We start from the raw sequence: 14,844 nt of genomic DNA, 5'->3' as shown, positions 1-14,844 counted from the left end.
ACCCCTCAGGGGTAGATCGAAATCGGGGTGCCCTCGCGCAGCATCGCGTAGATCTCTTCGATCTCGCGGTTGCTGACGGCGATGCAGCCCGCCGTCCAATCGCGCCCGCCCTTGCGATATTTGAACGGTCGCCCGTGGATAAAGATATCGCCGCCCGCGTTTTTGCCCTGGGATGAGGCGAATTCGCGATCAGCCGGGTTGGGATAGGAAATCCCGACCGACAGGTGAAATTCTGAGTTCGGATTGCGCCGGTCGATCACATATTCGCCCTCGGGCGTCTTGCCGTCATTGCGGAATTGCTTATGCCCGGACGGCGCGAATCCCAGCCCAAAATCGTAGCTTTTCAGCACCTTGTCATGATGCAGCAGATGCATCTGACGGTCAGATTTATAGACCACGACGCGAGTGACCTCAGGCCCGTTATAGGCCCGAAACTTGGAACAGGCCGCCGCACCCAGCGTCAGCCCCAGAATGATTAGGATTCGCAAGAATGTCATGCCGTCGCTGCCCTCGGCTGATCTGTGTCGCCTGAGAGTCAGGATACATCTGCCCAATCACTTTGCGAAGTGGCGATTATGCCATCACGTTGTTGTGAGAAAAAAGCCCGCGACGATTTCGACATGCGGCGACCAGCGGAATTGATCGATCAGCGTCACCGGACCCAGCACATAGCCTGCGCCGATCAGAGTCGCGGCGTCGCGGGCAAAGGTGACCGGGTTGCAGGAGACATGGGCGATTGTCCCGACCCGTGCCCGCGCCAGTTCGGCGATTTGCGCCGTGGCCCCGGCCCGCGGCGGGTCGATCACCGCGCCGTCATGGTGGGCCAGCTCATCCTCCAGCAGCGGGCGACGAAACAGATCGCGCGCCTCATGGCTCACCCGGCGCAGTTCCCGCGCCTGCCGCCAACCGCGATCCAGCGCCGCCAGCATTGCCGCGTCGCCCTCAACCGCATGCACCTCAGCCTGTTCGGCCAGCGGCAGGGTGAAGGTGCCGCAGCCCGCGAACAGATCGACGATCCGCGCCTTGCCCTGCATCAGGGCCGATACCGCCGCGACCAGCGCCGCCTCGCCCTCGGCGGTGGCCTGCAGAAACGCGCCCGGCGGCAGCACCACCAACGCCCGGCCAAAGCGCTGCTGCGGTGGGCGCACCATGGCGATCACCTCATCCTCCCAGGTCAGTCGCGCCAGGCCATGCGACCCGGCGAATTCGCCCAGCGCGATCTGCAATTCGGCATCCAGCGGCTTGCCGCCGCGTGCCACCACGTCCAGACCGGACTCAGAGCGTGTCACCTGCACCGACATCTCGCCCTTGCGGCTGCCACCAACCCGGGTCAGCGCTGCCGCCAGGTCGGGCGCGGCCATCAGATCGGGATGCAGCAACTGGCAGTCCGGTATCTCGATGATCACATCCGAGGCGCGGGCGTGAAACCCGGCCAGCGCGCCCTTCTTGGTACGCCGTGCTGACAGGGTGGCGCGTCGCCGCGACCGCGCGGGCGAGGTCAAAACCTTGTCTATTTCTGCGGAAATACCATGTGCCGCCAGCGCCGCCCGCACGATGTCAGCCTTCCACTGGCTGACAAAACCGTCCGAGGCATGTTGCAGCGCGCAGCCGCCACAGCTGCGGAAATGACGACAGGGCGCCTGCACCCGGTCCTGCGACGGGGTGATGATGCGCATCTCTTTCAGTCGCTCGCCGTCACGCTCACCGCTCACGGTTTCACCCGGCAGGGTCAGCGGCACGTAAATCGGGCCGCGTGCAATGCCGTCGCCCTGATGGCCCAGCCGTTCGATCAGATAGTCGCCCATACCGTCCTATTCCGCCTCATCTGCACCCAGGAACCCGCCCGATTGCCGCGCCCAATAGCGCGCATACAGCCCGCCCTGCGCCAGCAGTTCGTCATGGCTTCCGGTTTCCACCACCTGACCCTGATCCAGCACCGCGATCCGGTCCATCCGGCTGATCGTCGACAGCCGATGTGCCACTGCCAGCACCGTCTTGCCTTGCATCACCCGTTCCAGCGCGCTCTGAATTGCCGCTTCGACCTCACTGTCCAGGGCCGAGGTCGCCTCGTCCAGCACCAGGATCGGCGCGTCCTTGAGGATGGCGCGGGCCAGTGCGATCCGCTGCCGTTGGCCGCCCGACAGCTTGACCCCGCGTTCGCCCAGCCGCGCGTCATAGCCTTCGCGCCCGGTATGATCCGCCAGATCGGCAATGAAATCATCCGCCTCGGCCTTTTCGGCGGCGTCGATCAAGGCGTCCTCACCGGCATCAGGGCGCCCATAAAGAATGTTCTCTCGGGCCGAGCGATTGAACATCGCGGTCTCCTGAGTGACCATGCCGATCTGCTGGCGCAGGCTGTCCTGGGTGACGCCGCGAATGTCTTGCCCGTCGATCAGAATGCGACCCTGTTCCGGGTCATACAGCCGCATCAGCAACGCCACCAGGGTCGATTTCCCGGCCCCCGAGGCGCCGACAATGCCCAGCTTTTCACCCGGCGCAATCTCAAGCGTGATGCCCTGCACCCCGCCCTTTTCGCGGCCATAGGCAAAGCCGACATCCTCGAATGTCACCCGGCCACCGCTCACTGTGAGCGGTTGCGCATCCGGCGCATCCTCAAGCCGCACCGACCGGGTCAGGGTGCGCATGCCATCCTCGACCTCGCCAAGATTGGCATAGGTGGTCATCAGCCCGAAACTGACCCAGCCGGTCATCTGCGCCACCCGCATCGCCACGGTGCCCGCCGCCACAGCGTCACCGATCGTCGCCTCGCCACGCGACCACAGAAACAGCGGCAAGGTCCCGGCCAGCGCGTTCAGGGTCACCCGGAAGCTCGCCGAGAGATAGCCAAACGCCAGCACCCGGTCGCGAAAGCCCCGGATCGCGCCCAGCGCCGCGCGGTCCTCATGGGCATCATGGGCGAACAGCTTGACCGTCTTGATATTGGTGATCGTGTCGACGATCTGCCCGGTCACCAGCGCCCGCGCCGCCGCCCGGTCCTTGGCTCTGGCCCGGATTCGCGGCAGAAAATAGCGGATCAGGGCAAAATAGAGACTGAGCCAGATCGCAAATCCCAGCGCCAGCCGGGCGTCGATACTGCCGATCAGCAGCACCGCGCCCACCAGCGAGGCAAGTGCAAAGGCGATGGTGTTGATCACCTCGACCGTCACATCGGTCAGGGCGCGGGCGGTCTGAAGCTGCTTCTGCGCGATCCGCCCGGCAAAATCATTGTCAAAGAACACCACCGATTGACCCAGCGTCCAGCGGTTGAGCCGGGCCAGCACCATGCTGTCGACATTCGGCGCGATGATGATCGAGTTCGACGCCGAGGACAGGCCAAAGAACAGCGGCCGCGCGATCAGGAAGAACCCGAAGGCGAGCAGCAACAGACCCGCGTTTTCCGCCAGAAAGAACCCTTCGGGCCCGGACATCCCGGCGCGATCGATGACCCGACCCAGGATCAGAGCGGTGCCCGCCTCCATCCCGCCGGCCAGCGACGACAGTACCACCGCCAGAAACAACGCCGGGAACGCCCCGCGCAAGGCCCAGCCGATAAAGCGCAGCAGGCTCTGCGGTGGCGGGCTGTCAGCGGGCCGAAACGCGTCAATCAGATGTTCGGGCCGCATCACGCCGCCCTTGCGGCGCGGGATGGCACCGATGCGGACCGGGTCGAGGCGCGCTCACTCGTCATCCAGCAAATCCTGCCGCGTTAGCGCAAAGGCCGAAGCGAGCCAGCGTTCCTCGAGCACGCTGAGACGCTTGCCCAGCGCCGGGCCCTGATAGTCCGGCATCAGATCGCGAGCGCTCACCGGAAACACCCGGGCGGCGGCCTGTTGCACAGAGTCTATCGCTGCCGGATCAACCGGCTGGCCCAGCGATGCGGCCTGGATCAGCAACGCATCCAATGCCAGCGCGGCGCCATGGCGATAGCCCAGCGCGGCGGCATCACCTGCCTCATCCAGCGCTCGGGCGATATCCGCCAGCCGCCGGGCCTGCGCCCGCGACAGCCGCAGCCGGGTCGCCACATCGCTGCCGCCCAGCGCGGCGAGACGGCGCAACCCCTCGGGCGCATGCCCGCCCGCCGCCTCGAGATGCACCAGCGGCGCCAGCGCCATGTCATCCGCGCCCGGCAGAATCAGCATCAGCACCCCGGTCTGGCGCATCGCCGCAACCGCAGGCGCCGGATCCGGCGCGGCCAGCAGGCGCAGCATCTCATGGCCGATCCGTTCGGCGGAAAGCGTCTCTATCCCGGCTGAGTTCGCAGCAATCGCGGCCAGCGCCGCCGGGTCCATCCCCGCAGCGGGATCGCCATACCAGGCGTGAAACCGAAAGAACCGCAGGATCCGCAGGTAATCCTCGCGGATCCGCGCCTCCGGATCCTCGATGAATCGCACCTGCCGGACCGCCAGATCGGCCAGCCCCTGACCGGTCGGATCCAGCACAGCACCACGCGAATCTGCATAGAGCGCGTTCATGGTGAAATCACGCCGCTGCGCATCGGTCTCGATATCGTCGGCATAGGCGACAACCGCACGGCGGCCATCGGTCTCGACATCCTGGCGAAAGGTCGTCACCTCATGCGGAATGCCCTCGGACACCACCGTGACCGTGCCATGTTCGACCCCGGTCGGCACCGGATTCAGCCCCGCCGCCTTGGCACAGGCAAACACCTGATCCGGGCGCGCATCGGTGGCCAGATCGATATCCCCGACCGCACGCCCCAGCAGGGTGTCGCGCACACAGCCACCGACAAAGAACACCTGATGACCGGCACCTTCGAGCATCGCGCAGACCGCCCGCGTCGCGGGCCGGTCCAGCCAGTCACCCGCGATCCGCGTCATATCCCGTCGGGTCCCAGCCGGTCAGCCAGCACCCGACACATTCGCGCCGTTGCGCCCCAGATGTAATAGGGACCATAGGGTACGATGTGATAGCTGCGGGTCCGCCCCTGCCAGCGCCGCCCGGCGGTGGAATATTTCGACGGGGTGCAGAGATGCGCCAGCGGAACCCGGAATGCCTCTTCGACCTCACCCGGTTCGGGGCGAAAATCAAACGGCGCCAGCACCCGGCCAACCACCGGCCGAATGCGGAAATTGGTCACCGTGTCATGTTCAGGCAGGCAGCCCAGAACCTCGACATTGTCGCGCGGCAATCCGATCTCTTCTTCGGATTCGCGCAGTGCGGCGGCGGTCGCATCGGCATCGCCGGGATCGACCTTGCCGCCGGGAAAGGCGATCTGCCCGGGATGATGCTTCAACGCCGAAGAGCGTTTGGTCAGGATCACCCAGAGCCGGCCATCACGCTCCTCGATCGGGATCAGCACCCCTGCCGGGCGGGTCGGCTTATCCGGGACAAACACGCCTGGATTCAGCTCATAATCGGATGTGGCGCCGCCGTCCTCGACCAAGGCCGCGCGGATCCGCTCCGCCCAATCACGCATCTTTGGTCGCCTCGAAGCCAACGCTGGCCGGGTCCATCTCGTAATGGGCGCCGCAGAACTGGCAATCAGCGGTGACCTTGCCGTCTTCGGTGGTCATCTTGGCGATGTCCTTGGCCGAATAGATCGACAGGCTCTGACGCACCTTGTCCTCGGAACACGAGCAGCCAAAGCGCACCGGCTGGGCGTCAAACACCCTCGGATTTTCCTCGTGAAACAGCCGCACCAACAGATCGGTGGGCGCGACATTGGGGCCGGTCAGCTCCAGCTCTTCAACGGTATCGAGATGCAGATTGACCCGGGTCCAATCTTCCTCCTGATCGCCATCGACCAGGTCGGTGGCGAGGATCAACCCGGCGTCGCCCGATCCGCCGCCCGACAGCGGCGAGGCCTTGGGCATGGCCTGAATCATCACCCCGCCGCCGCGCCAATGTTCGTCACCGCCCGGTTCGATCGAGCGGCCAAAGCTGAGCGCAAAGCGGGTCGGAAGCTGCTCGGACTGGGCGAAATAGGCCTCGGCGCTGCGGGCAATGCTGTCGCCCGCGACCGGGGTGATCCCCTGATAGGGCGTCATCCCGGCGCCCTGGTCGATCACGATGGCAAAATAGCCCTTGCCGACCTGATCCATCGGAACATCGCCCTGCAGCCGATCGCGGTCATAGCTGGCATAGGCGCGAATCCGTGCAGGGGCACCTTCGGCATCAGGGCCATAATAATCGGTGGCAATCATCCGCACCGGACCGTCGGTTTGCAGCTGAAGCTGCAATTTCCAGCGCAGTTTGATCGTCTGCCCGATCAACGCGGTCAGCAGCGCCATTTCCGCCACCAGCGCCTCGACAACCGGGGGGTAATCGTGTTGCTTCAGAATGCCGTCGAGCACGCCGTCAAGTCGTGCAACCCGGCCTCTGATGTCCGAATTGTCGAGCTGGAACGGCAGAACCGTATCGTCCCATGCCAATTTGGAGCCTATGTTCATCGGGGTGTCCTTTGCGCCTGTCCCTGCCATACCGTGCAAGGTCGGCCCCGACAAGGATGGCCCCGGAAAAGGAGCGATCACAATGCGGCGTTATGGCGAAGCTGTCCGGCCCGATATCACCTATACGCCCCGCCCCGGCGTCTACGTTTTTCTGCCGCAGGCCGACAGCCTGCTGCTGACCTTTCAGGCGGAGCCCAAGCCGGAATTCCAGCTGCCCGGCGGCGGCATTGATCCGGGCGAATCACCGTTGCGCGCCCTGCATCGCGAGGTTCTTGAGGAAACCGGCTGGTCGATTGCCGGGCCGCGCCGGATCGCGGCCTTTCGCCGTTTCGTGTTCATGCCGGAATACGACCTCTGGGCGGAAAAGATCTGCACCATCTACATCGCCCGACCGGTGCGCCCACTCGGCCCGCCGAGTGAGCCGGGGCACAGTGCGATCTGGACACGGACGAACACCGCACTCGACCTCTTGGCGAATGAGGGCGAGCGGGCGTTGTTGCGGGCGTTGCTGCGCGGCTAATCGCCAATCTCCAGCATGATACCGGAAATGTCGTCAGGGAAATCCGGCTGCGGATTGATCTCTGCCAGCGTCCAGATCAGCGAATCGAGCAGCGCCGGACCGCGCACCTCGGACAGACCCGACAACACCACCTTGAGCCCGTCTTCACCCAGCAGCCCGCCATGCGCCCCGGGGCATTCGGTGACCCCGTCGGACAGGATCAACAGCCGGTCGCCAGGCGCCAGTTGGAACCGCACCTCGTCATAGCTGGCGTCATGCAGCAGCCCGATCGGCAACCCGCCCGCGCCAACCTCGGTCAGGCGACCGTCGCGGTGCTGGATCAGCGGGTGCGGATGCCCGGCCTGCACCAGGCTGACCTCGCCGCTGGTCAAATCGCAAATCGCCAGCGCCAAGGTGAAAAAGTGATCCACCCGCATGTCATTCAGCACCACGGCATTCAACCGCGCCGCAACCTCGGCAGGCGGCCGCGCCAGCGGCGCGCCTTCCGCGCCACGGGTGAGCGCCAGATTCTGCTCCGGGGCTGAGGCTGACAGGTAGCCGGCCAGCCGTGCGGTCATCAAAGCCGACGAAATCCCATGCCCGGCCACATCGATGGCGTAAAGCACGACACAATCCTCGCCAACCGGGATGAATCCCACCAGATCACCGCCGACATGCCCCGCCGGGCTGAGGGCCAGTGACACCTGCGCCGGTCCAAAGTCGCGGAACCGTTCGCGCACCAGCGATTGCTGCAATTTGCGCGCCTCGACCAGATCGGAATCGATCAGAAGCTGGATCGCCTGCAAGTCGCTCAACGCCACCGCCAACTGCCGGTTCTTGTCCTGCAATTGGGCCTGCATCGACAGGATCCGCTCCCCAGCCCTGAGCCGGGCGCGCAATTCAACCGGATTTAACGGCTTGGTCAGAAAATCGTCGGCGCCGCTGTTCAGCCCCTCGGCAACATGATCCTTTTCGCCCTTTGAGGTGAGCAGAATAAAATATCCGTAATCCTCACGCGCCAGCTGGCGAAAGGCACGGCAGAATTCCACCCCGTCCATGCCCGGCATCATCCAGTCGCTGATCACCATATCCGGCGCTGTGGCGGCGCATTCGCTCAGCGCCTCGACCCCCGATCCGGCCTCGACCACATCATAACCCCAGCGGCTGAGCATCGCGCTGACGATCCGACGTTGAAACGGGTTGTCATCGACCACCAGAACCCGACGCACCGGCAAACGCGACGCGGCTGAGGGATCCGTCTGCGCCCGATCTGATTGCACCTGGCCCCTTCGCACGCTTGCACCCCGATCCTGCCCGAGACAGGGCGGGCCCTCCCTAACCCGCAAGATTTAACGGGGCATGAATCGCTGCCCGGTCAGAACCGGTGCGATTTGAAGGATTTATTAAATGCTGCGCCCTAGACCCGCGTCGCAGCAGGAAAGAAATTGCCATGATCGACTGGTCAAAAGCCCATGAATTGATCGCGGAAATCGGGCCTGACGATTTTATCGAAGTAGCGAAGCTGTTCCTGTCTGACGCCGATGACGTGGTCGACGCGCTGTTGCCGGATGAAGCCCTGGCCCGGCAATTGCATTACCTGCGGGGCAGCGCCGTGACGATGGGGTTCACCGCCGTGGCAGCCCTGTGCCAGCAGGGCGAGGCGACGATCGACGGCCAGCGGTTGGACGAGATCGACCTGGGCGAAATCGCCCGCACGTACTGGAAATCCCGGCAGATTTACCTGGAGGAATTGCCGCGCCGTCTGCGCATCACTCTGACCCCGCTGCGTGCCTGCCCGCCGGATTGCCGCCACGATGCGCCACATTCGCCAATCCTGCCGCCTTGCCCCGCCCGATGAAAACCGGTATCGCCAGCCGCGATATCGCAAAGGGGAACATGATGTCCGCGCCCAAGAAAGTCGTGCTCGCCTATTCCGGCGGCCTCGACACCTCGATCATTCTGAAATGGCTTCAGACCGAATACGGCTGTGAGGTCGTGACCTTCACCGCCGACCTCGGCCAAGGCGAAGAGCTGGAGCCAGCCCGCGCCAAGGCCGAGATGATGGGCGCTTCGGAAATCTTTATTGAAGATCTGCGCGAGGAATTCGTGCGCGACTTCGTGTTCCCGATGTTCCGCGCCAATGCGCTCTATGAGGGGCTGTATTTGCTGGGCACCTCAATCGCCCGGCCGCTGATTTCCAAGCGGCTGGTCGAAATCGCCGAACAGACCGGCGCCGACGCAGTGGCGCATGGCGCCACCGGCAAAGGCAATGACCAGGTGCGGTTCGAACTGGCGGCCTATGCGCTGAACCCCGACATCAAGGTGATCGCACCCTGGCGCGAATGGGACCTGACCAGCCGCACCCGGCTGCTGGACTTCGCCGAGAAGAACCAGATCCCGATCGCCAAGGACAAGCGCGGCGAGGCGCCGTTCTCGGTCGATGCCAACCTTCTGCACACCTCCTCCGAGGGCAAGGTGCTGGAAGACCCGGCCGAGGCCGCGCCCGAATACGTCTACCAGCGCACGGCGAACCCCGAGGACGCCCCGAACGAGCCCGAATATATCGAGGTCGGCTTTGAAAAGGGCGACGCCATGTCGATCAACGGCGAGGCGCTGTCGCCCGCCACGATCCTGACCCGGCTGAACGAACTGGGCGGCAAGCACGGCATCGGGCGGCTCGACTTCGTGGAAAACCGCTTCGTCGGCATGAAATCGCGCGGCATCTACGAAACGCCGGGCGGCACCGTCCTGTTGGAGGCGCATCGCGGCATCGAGCAGATCACGCTGGACAGCGGCGCGGGGCACCTGAAGGATTCGTTGATGCCCCGCTATGCCGAGCTGATCTACAACGGCTTCTGGTTCAGCCCCGAGCGCGAGATGCTGCAGGCCGCCATCGACAAGAGCCAGGAGCATGTCACCGGCACGGTGCGGCTGAAGCTTTACAAAGGCTCTGCCACCTGCGTCGGCCGCTGGTCGGATCACTCGCTGTATTCCGAGGCGCATGTGACCTTCGAGGACGACGCCGGCGCCTATGACCAGAAGGACGCGGCCGGGTTCATCCAACTCAACGCGCTGCGCCTGAAGCTTCTGGCGGCACGCAGCCGCCGCCTGAAATAACGCCCTAAACGGCGGCGCTGCCCAGCGCCGCCAGACAACCGCGCAACGCCGCAAGGTCATCGGTAATCAGCCAGACCGGCAGATGCTGGATACCGGTGGCAGCCTCAAAGGGGCGGCCCAAGACCCCGGTGAATCCGTCTCGGCCTGGCCCCGCCATCAGCGCCCGCGCCACTCCGCCTGACAGATAAAGCCCAGCACGCGGCAGCAACGTCACCGCCAGGTCGCGCACCAGCAACCCCAGCATCGCACCGATCTCGGCGGCTTCGGGTCGGTCCAGCACCACCCCCAGAGAATTGAGCGCGACCCCACCAAACAGACTCTCTACCGTGGGAAAGCGCGGCTTTTCTCCGAATACCCGCCGCGCCTCTTCGGCAATCGGGGCGGACAGCGCGGCATGTCCATATTCAGACTCGAACCGGATCGCGCCCGTCTCCGTCAGCCTTATCGCGGCGATATTCACCCCGGTGCCAAGGTTCAGCACCAGCGCCTGACCTGGCCCCTCGGCGATGCCTGCGCTGATCGTCTCAAGGCTGCCCTGCCCCAATACCGGCACGGCCAGACCCAGCGCCGTCAGGTCGTTCATCAACACCACCCGCGCGCCATCCGCCGCCAGGGCCGTGCCATCAACCGACCAGTCACGGTTGGTCATGGTGATCCGCCGCCCGGTCATCGGCCCGGCGACGGCCAGCGCTATCCGTGACAGCGGCGGTGCCGACACCTCGGCCAGATAGGCCGCCAGCGCTGCGTCAAACCGAGGGAAATCGTCATTGTTCAACCGGCGCAGGCTGTCGGCAACGATCGTCCCATTCTGCGCAAGGGCAAAGCGGCTGTGGCTGCCGCCGATGTCGCCCAACAAATCCATCCCCGCCCCCTTTTGGCCCGGCCATCTGATCACGCCCGCTCAAACCCGCGTGACCTGGCGTATTCCGGTTTGGTTCGCCCGCGTGCTGGCGCCAGAATGCCTGCAACCCGGAGGATTTTCCATGACCCGATTGATCTCGTCTCTGGCGGCCTCGCTGCTGCTGGCCCTCGCCTTTGCCAGCCAAGCCGCCGCGCAATCCGCCACCCTGACCGTCGCAGGCGGCTGTTTCTGGTGCGTCGAATCCGATTTTGAATCCGTCCCCGGGGTGCGCGAGGTGGTGTCAGGCTACACCGGCGGCAAGACCGCCAATCCGACTTACAAACAGGTCACCAAGGGCGGCACCGGCCATTACGAGGCGGTGAGAATCACCTACAACCCGTCCAAGGTCAGCCTCGACACCCTGCTGCACCATTTCTTTCGCTCGGTCGATCCGACCGATGCCGGTGGCCAGTTCTGTGATCGCGGCGACAGCTATCGTACCGCAGTTTTTGTCTCTAACCCAGGGCAACGGGCCGCCGCAGAAAAGGCCAAGGCCGAAGCGCAGGCGCAACTGGGCCGCAAGATCGTGACCCCGATCCTGAACGCCGGGCCCTTTACCAAGGCCGAGGCCTATCATCAGGATTATTACAAAGGCACCAAAATGGTGCTGACCCGGTTCGGCCCGCAGAAACAATCCCGCGCCTACAAGAGTTACCGCGACGCCTGCGGCCGCGATGGCCGGATCAAGGCGCTGTGGGGGAACGATGCGCCATTTGTCGGGCATTAGGCGCGATGGTTAGGGCGTCCAGCCCTCGACCTCGGCCAGAGTCGGGATCACATCGGCGGTGCCTGAACGAGTAACTTTCAGCGCAGCGGCCTTGCCGGCGCGGGTGATCGCCATTGCCATTTCCGCGCCTGCATCCAGACCCGCAACCAGATAACCGGTAAAGGTATCGCCCGCGCCGGTGGTGTCCGTCACCCGCACCGGGATCGGCGGAAAATCTTTGATTTTGCCTGAATCAGTATCGATCCAGCGCATGCCCTCGGCCCCCAGAGTCACCACGATATCCTGCACCGGCAACGCGGTGAGCGGCTGATCGAGGACCGCCTCAAGCTGCGCCGCCTCGACCGCGTTCAGCACCAACAGATCGGTTAGCCCAAGCATCGCCTGCACCGCCGTGACCTCGAACGGAGCGGCGGCATAGACCACCCGCAACCCCTTGGCCCGGGCCAGCTCCGCCGCCTCGGCCTGCAGGTTGGTTTCGTTCTGACAGAGGAACAGATCACCCGGCACCGCCTGGCCCAGCGCCGCCGTGACCTGCGAAACCTCAAGGCCGCGATTGGCACCGGGAAAAAGGGTGATCTGGTTCTCACCCGCCTCATCCACCGCGATGAGCGCATGACCCGAGGCGGTTTCAGAGCCGGCCAGGTGCGTCAATGACACGCCATATCCAGCCAGCCTGTCACGCATCCAGCCGCCATCTGGCCCGATGGCCCCGATCAGTTCGACCCGCGCCTCGGCACGGGCCGCGGCGACCGCCATATTGGCGCCCTTGCCGCCGAGGCCGCGCGCATAGTCCCGCGCGGCGATGGTTTCGCCCGGCCCGGGCAGATGAGGCACCTTGTAGAAATGATCGGCATTGACCGACCCAAGGCACCAGATCGTCACCTCAGCCGACCTTGCAAGCGGCCAGCAGCGCCATGTTCAGAATGTCGTTCACCGTCGAACCGGTGGAACAAATCTGAATCGGGCTCTCCACACCCGCCAGGATCGGGCCAATCACCGTCGCCCCGGCCATTTCCTGCATCAGCTTCACGCTGATACTCGCCGAATGCCGTGCCGGGACCACCAGGATGTTGGCCGGGCCAGTGAGGCGCGAGAACGGGTAATATTTCGCTGCCGTCATGTTCAGCGCCACATCGACGGTCATTTCGCCCTCGAATTCGAAATCGACTCCGCGCTGTTCCAGCACCTTGGGGGCGATATGCATTTTCTCGGCCCGCTCCGACATCGGATAGCCAAAGGTGGAAAAGCTGACAAAGGCCACCCGCGGCTCAAGCCCCAGATCCCGTGCCACCGAGGCGGCGCGTTCGGCGATATCCGCCAGGTCCTCTTCGTTCGGCCATTCATGCACCAACGTGTCGGCGATCAGCACGATCCGGCCCTTGTGCAGCAGCGCGGTGACCCCGGCCGCGCCATGCGCCGCATCGGCGTCAAAAACGTGGTTGATCAGGTCCAGCACATGTGCCGATTTCCGGGTCGCGCCGGTGATCATCGCATCGCCATGACCATGCGCCAGCATCAACGCGCTGAACACATGCCGGTCACGCGCCGCCAGCCGGTGAATATCGATCCGATCAAAGCCTTTGCGTTGCAACCGCTGATAGAGGAAGTCCTTGTAGGTCTCCAGATGCTCGGTATTCGCCGCATTCACGATCAGCAGCTCGTCGACCGCATCGGCCAACCCGGCCTCTTCCAGCTTGGCCTTGACCTCTGCTTCGCGCCCGACCACCAGAGCCTCGCCAAAGCCGGAGCGCTGGTAATTGACCGCCGCACGCAGCACCCGTGGATCATCGCCCTCGGCAAAGATCATTCGCGCCTGCGCATTGCGGGCCCGCAGGTTGATCGACCGCAGGATGTTCGCGGTCGGGTCCATCCGGCTTTTCAGGCTCTGTTTATAGCTATCGATGTCGATAATCGGCCGTCGCGCCACCCCGGTCTCCATCCCGGCCTTGGCAACGGCGGGCGGAATCCTGTGGATCAGCCGAGGGTCGAAGGGCGTCGGGATGATGTAATCACGCCCGAATTTCAGCGTCCGTCCATAGGCCATGGCGACCTCGTCCGGCACATCTTCACGCGCCAGCGCCGCCAGCGCCTCGGCGCAGGCGATCTTCATCTCGTCGTTGATCGCCCTGGCATGGATGTCGAGCGCGCCGCGAAACAGGTAGGGAAAGCCCAAAACGTTGTTCACCTGGTTCGGATAATCCGAGCGGCCGGTGGCCACGATGGCGTCAGAGCGCACCTCATGCGCCTCTTCCGGGGTGATCTCGGGATCGGGATTGGCCATCGCAAAAATCACCGGATCTGGCGCCATGCTGGCGATCATCTGGGCCGTCACCGCGCCCTTGGCGCTGACTCCGATAAACACGTCCGCCCCGACCATCGCCTCTTCGAGGCTGCGCAGATCTGTGGTGATCGCATGCGCCGATTTCCACTGGTTCATACCCTCGGTGCGACCCTGATAGATCACCCCCTTGGTGTCACAGGCGATGCAATTCTCATGCTTCGCGCCCATCCGTTTCAGCAGCTCGACACAGGCAATGCCGGCAGCGCCGGCACCGTTCATCACGATCCGGCAATCCTCGATCTTTTTGCCGCTGATATGCAGGGCGTTGATCAGCCCCGCCGCACAGATCACTGCCGTGCCGTGCTGGTCGTCATGGAACACCGGAATGTCCATCAGCTCCTTCAGCCGCTGCTCGATCATAAAGCATTCCGGCGCCTTGATATCCTCGAGGTTGATACCGCCGAAGGTCGGCTCCATCAGCTTTACCGCATTCACAATGGCGTCGACGTCTTCGGTGTCGAGCTCGATGTCGATGGAGTTCACATCGGCAAAGCGCTTGAACAGCACCGCCTTGCCTTCCATCACCGGCTTGGAGGCCAGCGCCCCGAGGTTGCCGAGCCCCAGTACCGCGGTGCCATTGGTGATCACCGCCACCAGGTTGCCCTTGGTGGTGTAGTCATAGGCGGTCTCCGGATTCTCGAAAATCGCCTCGCAGGGTACGGCGACGCCAGGCGAGTAAGCCAGACTCAGATCCCGCTGAGTGTTCATCGGCACGGTGGCCGCGATCTCCAGCTTGCCCGGCGACGGTTCAAGGTGGAATTGCAGCGCATCTTCCGGCGTGATCCGGTTGCGGGGGCGTGTCATGCCTTTGTTCTCCCTATCCCAAGGCTTGGGCGTCTTACACGGGCA

At 64.3% G+C, this 14,844-nt stretch carries 14 protein-coding genes; 4 read left to right on the top strand and 10 right to left on the bottom strand.

Annotated features, from left to right (window positions below):
- Positions 1 to 5: 5 nt before the first annotated feature.
- The 6 genes from P1U48_RS05925 to P1U48_RS05900 form a co-directional block, all read right to left on the bottom strand.
- Complete coding sequence (locus tag P1U48_RS05925; protein ID WP_301067994.1) at positions 6 to 497, bottom strand: L,D-transpeptidase family protein; 492 nt, start codon at positions 495 to 497, stop codon at positions 6 to 8.
- Between the two features lie 84 nt (positions 498 to 581).
- Complete coding sequence (locus P1U48_RS05920) at positions 582 to 1,805, bottom strand: class I SAM-dependent RNA methyltransferase (protein WP_301067992.1); 1,224 nt, start codon at positions 1,803 to 1,805, stop codon at positions 582 to 584.
- Positions 1,806 to 1,811: 6 nt separating this feature from the next.
- On the bottom strand, positions 1,812 to 3,623 hold the full coding sequence (locus P1U48_RS05915; RefSeq protein ID WP_301067990.1) for an ABC transporter ATP-binding protein: 1,812 nt from the start codon (positions 3,621 to 3,623) through the stop codon (positions 1,812 to 1,814).
- A gap of 54 nt (positions 3,624 to 3,677) precedes the next feature.
- Positions 3,678 to 4,838: a CCA tRNA nucleotidyltransferase gene (locus tag P1U48_RS05910; RefSeq protein WP_301067989.1), complete on the bottom strand. Its 1,161-nt coding sequence runs from the start codon at positions 4,836 to 4,838 to the stop codon at positions 3,678 to 3,680.
- On the bottom strand, positions 4,835 to 5,437 hold the full coding sequence (locus P1U48_RS05905) for a CoA pyrophosphatase (protein WP_301067987.1): 603 nt from the start codon (positions 5,435 to 5,437) through the stop codon (positions 4,835 to 4,837). Before P1U48_RS05905 ends, P1U48_RS05910 begins: the two co-directional genes overlap by 4 nt.
- The gene (locus P1U48_RS05900; protein ID WP_301067985.1) at positions 5,430 to 6,410 is read right to left on the bottom strand and encodes an Hsp33 family molecular chaperone HslO; all 981 of its coding nucleotides are present in this window, start codon (positions 6,408 to 6,410) and stop codon (positions 5,430 to 5,432) included. The genes P1U48_RS05905 and P1U48_RS05900 overlap by 8 nt, the downstream gene beginning before the upstream one ends.
- Positions 6,411 to 6,492: 82 nt before the next feature.
- Between P1U48_RS05900 and P1U48_RS05895 the strand changes: the two genes are divergently transcribed.
- The gene (locus P1U48_RS05895) at positions 6,493 to 6,930 is read left to right on the top strand and encodes an NUDIX hydrolase (RefSeq protein WP_301067983.1); all 438 of its coding nucleotides are present in this window, start codon (positions 6,493 to 6,495) and stop codon (positions 6,928 to 6,930) included.
- Here the strand turns inward: P1U48_RS05895 and P1U48_RS05890 are convergent.
- A complete protein-coding gene (locus tag P1U48_RS05890) occupies positions 6,927 to 8,189 on the bottom strand; it encodes a SpoIIE family protein phosphatase (protein ID WP_301067981.1) in 1,263 nt (420 codons plus the stop codon). The genes P1U48_RS05895 and P1U48_RS05890 overlap by 4 nt on opposite strands.
- A 170-nt stretch (positions 8,190 to 8,359) precedes the next feature.
- On the opposite strand from P1U48_RS05890, the gene P1U48_RS05885 reads away from it, so the two are divergent.
- On the top strand, positions 8,360 to 8,767 hold the full coding sequence (locus tag P1U48_RS05885; RefSeq protein ID WP_301067979.1) for an Hpt domain-containing protein: 408 nt from the start codon (positions 8,360 to 8,362) through the stop codon (positions 8,765 to 8,767).
- Positions 8,768 to 8,808: 41 nt separating this feature from the next.
- Positions 8,809 to 10,026, top strand: coding sequence for an argininosuccinate synthase (locus tag P1U48_RS05880; RefSeq protein WP_301068135.1), 1,218 nt, complete (start codon positions 8,809 to 8,811; stop codon positions 10,024 to 10,026).
- A gap of 4 nt (positions 10,027 to 10,030) precedes the next feature.
- On the opposite strand, the gene P1U48_RS05875 is transcribed toward P1U48_RS05880, so the two are convergent.
- Positions 10,031 to 10,888 carry a glucokinase gene (locus P1U48_RS05875; protein WP_301067978.1) on the bottom strand — a complete coding sequence of 286 codons (858 nt, stop codon included), beginning with the start codon at positions 10,886 to 10,888 and terminating at the stop codon, positions 10,031 to 10,033.
- Positions 10,889 to 11,009: 121 nt separating this feature from the next.
- Here P1U48_RS05875 and msrA point away from each other — a divergent pair, with 121 nt between their 5' ends.
- The gene (gene msrA, locus P1U48_RS05870; RefSeq protein WP_301067976.1) at positions 11,010 to 11,654 is read left to right on the top strand and encodes a peptide-methionine (S)-S-oxide reductase MsrA; all 645 of its coding nucleotides are present in this window, start codon (positions 11,010 to 11,012) and stop codon (positions 11,652 to 11,654) included.
- A gap of 9 nt (positions 11,655 to 11,663) precedes the next feature.
- On the opposite strand, the gene P1U48_RS05865 is transcribed toward msrA, so the two are convergent.
- Together P1U48_RS05865 and P1U48_RS05860 are read right to left on the bottom strand one after the other, a co-directional pair.
- A complete protein-coding gene (locus P1U48_RS05865) occupies positions 11,664 to 12,536 on the bottom strand; it encodes a ribokinase (RefSeq protein ID WP_301067975.1) in 873 nt (290 codons plus the stop codon).
- Between the two features lies 1 nt (position 12,537).
- Positions 12,538 to 14,799: an NADP-dependent malic enzyme gene (locus P1U48_RS05860; protein WP_301067973.1), complete on the bottom strand. Its 2,262-nt coding sequence runs from the start codon at positions 14,797 to 14,799 to the stop codon at positions 12,538 to 12,540.
- Positions 14,800 to 14,844: the final 45 nt, after the last annotated feature.

Source organism: Pseudooceanicola sp. (genome assembly GCF_029213205.1).
In the GTDB taxonomy this organism is placed as follows: Bacteria; Pseudomonadota; Alphaproteobacteria; order Rhodobacterales; family Rhodobacteraceae; genus Pseudooceanicola.
The sequence above is the reverse complement of the archived record's forward strand: the minus strand, read 5'-3'. Positions and strand labels throughout refer to the sequence as shown.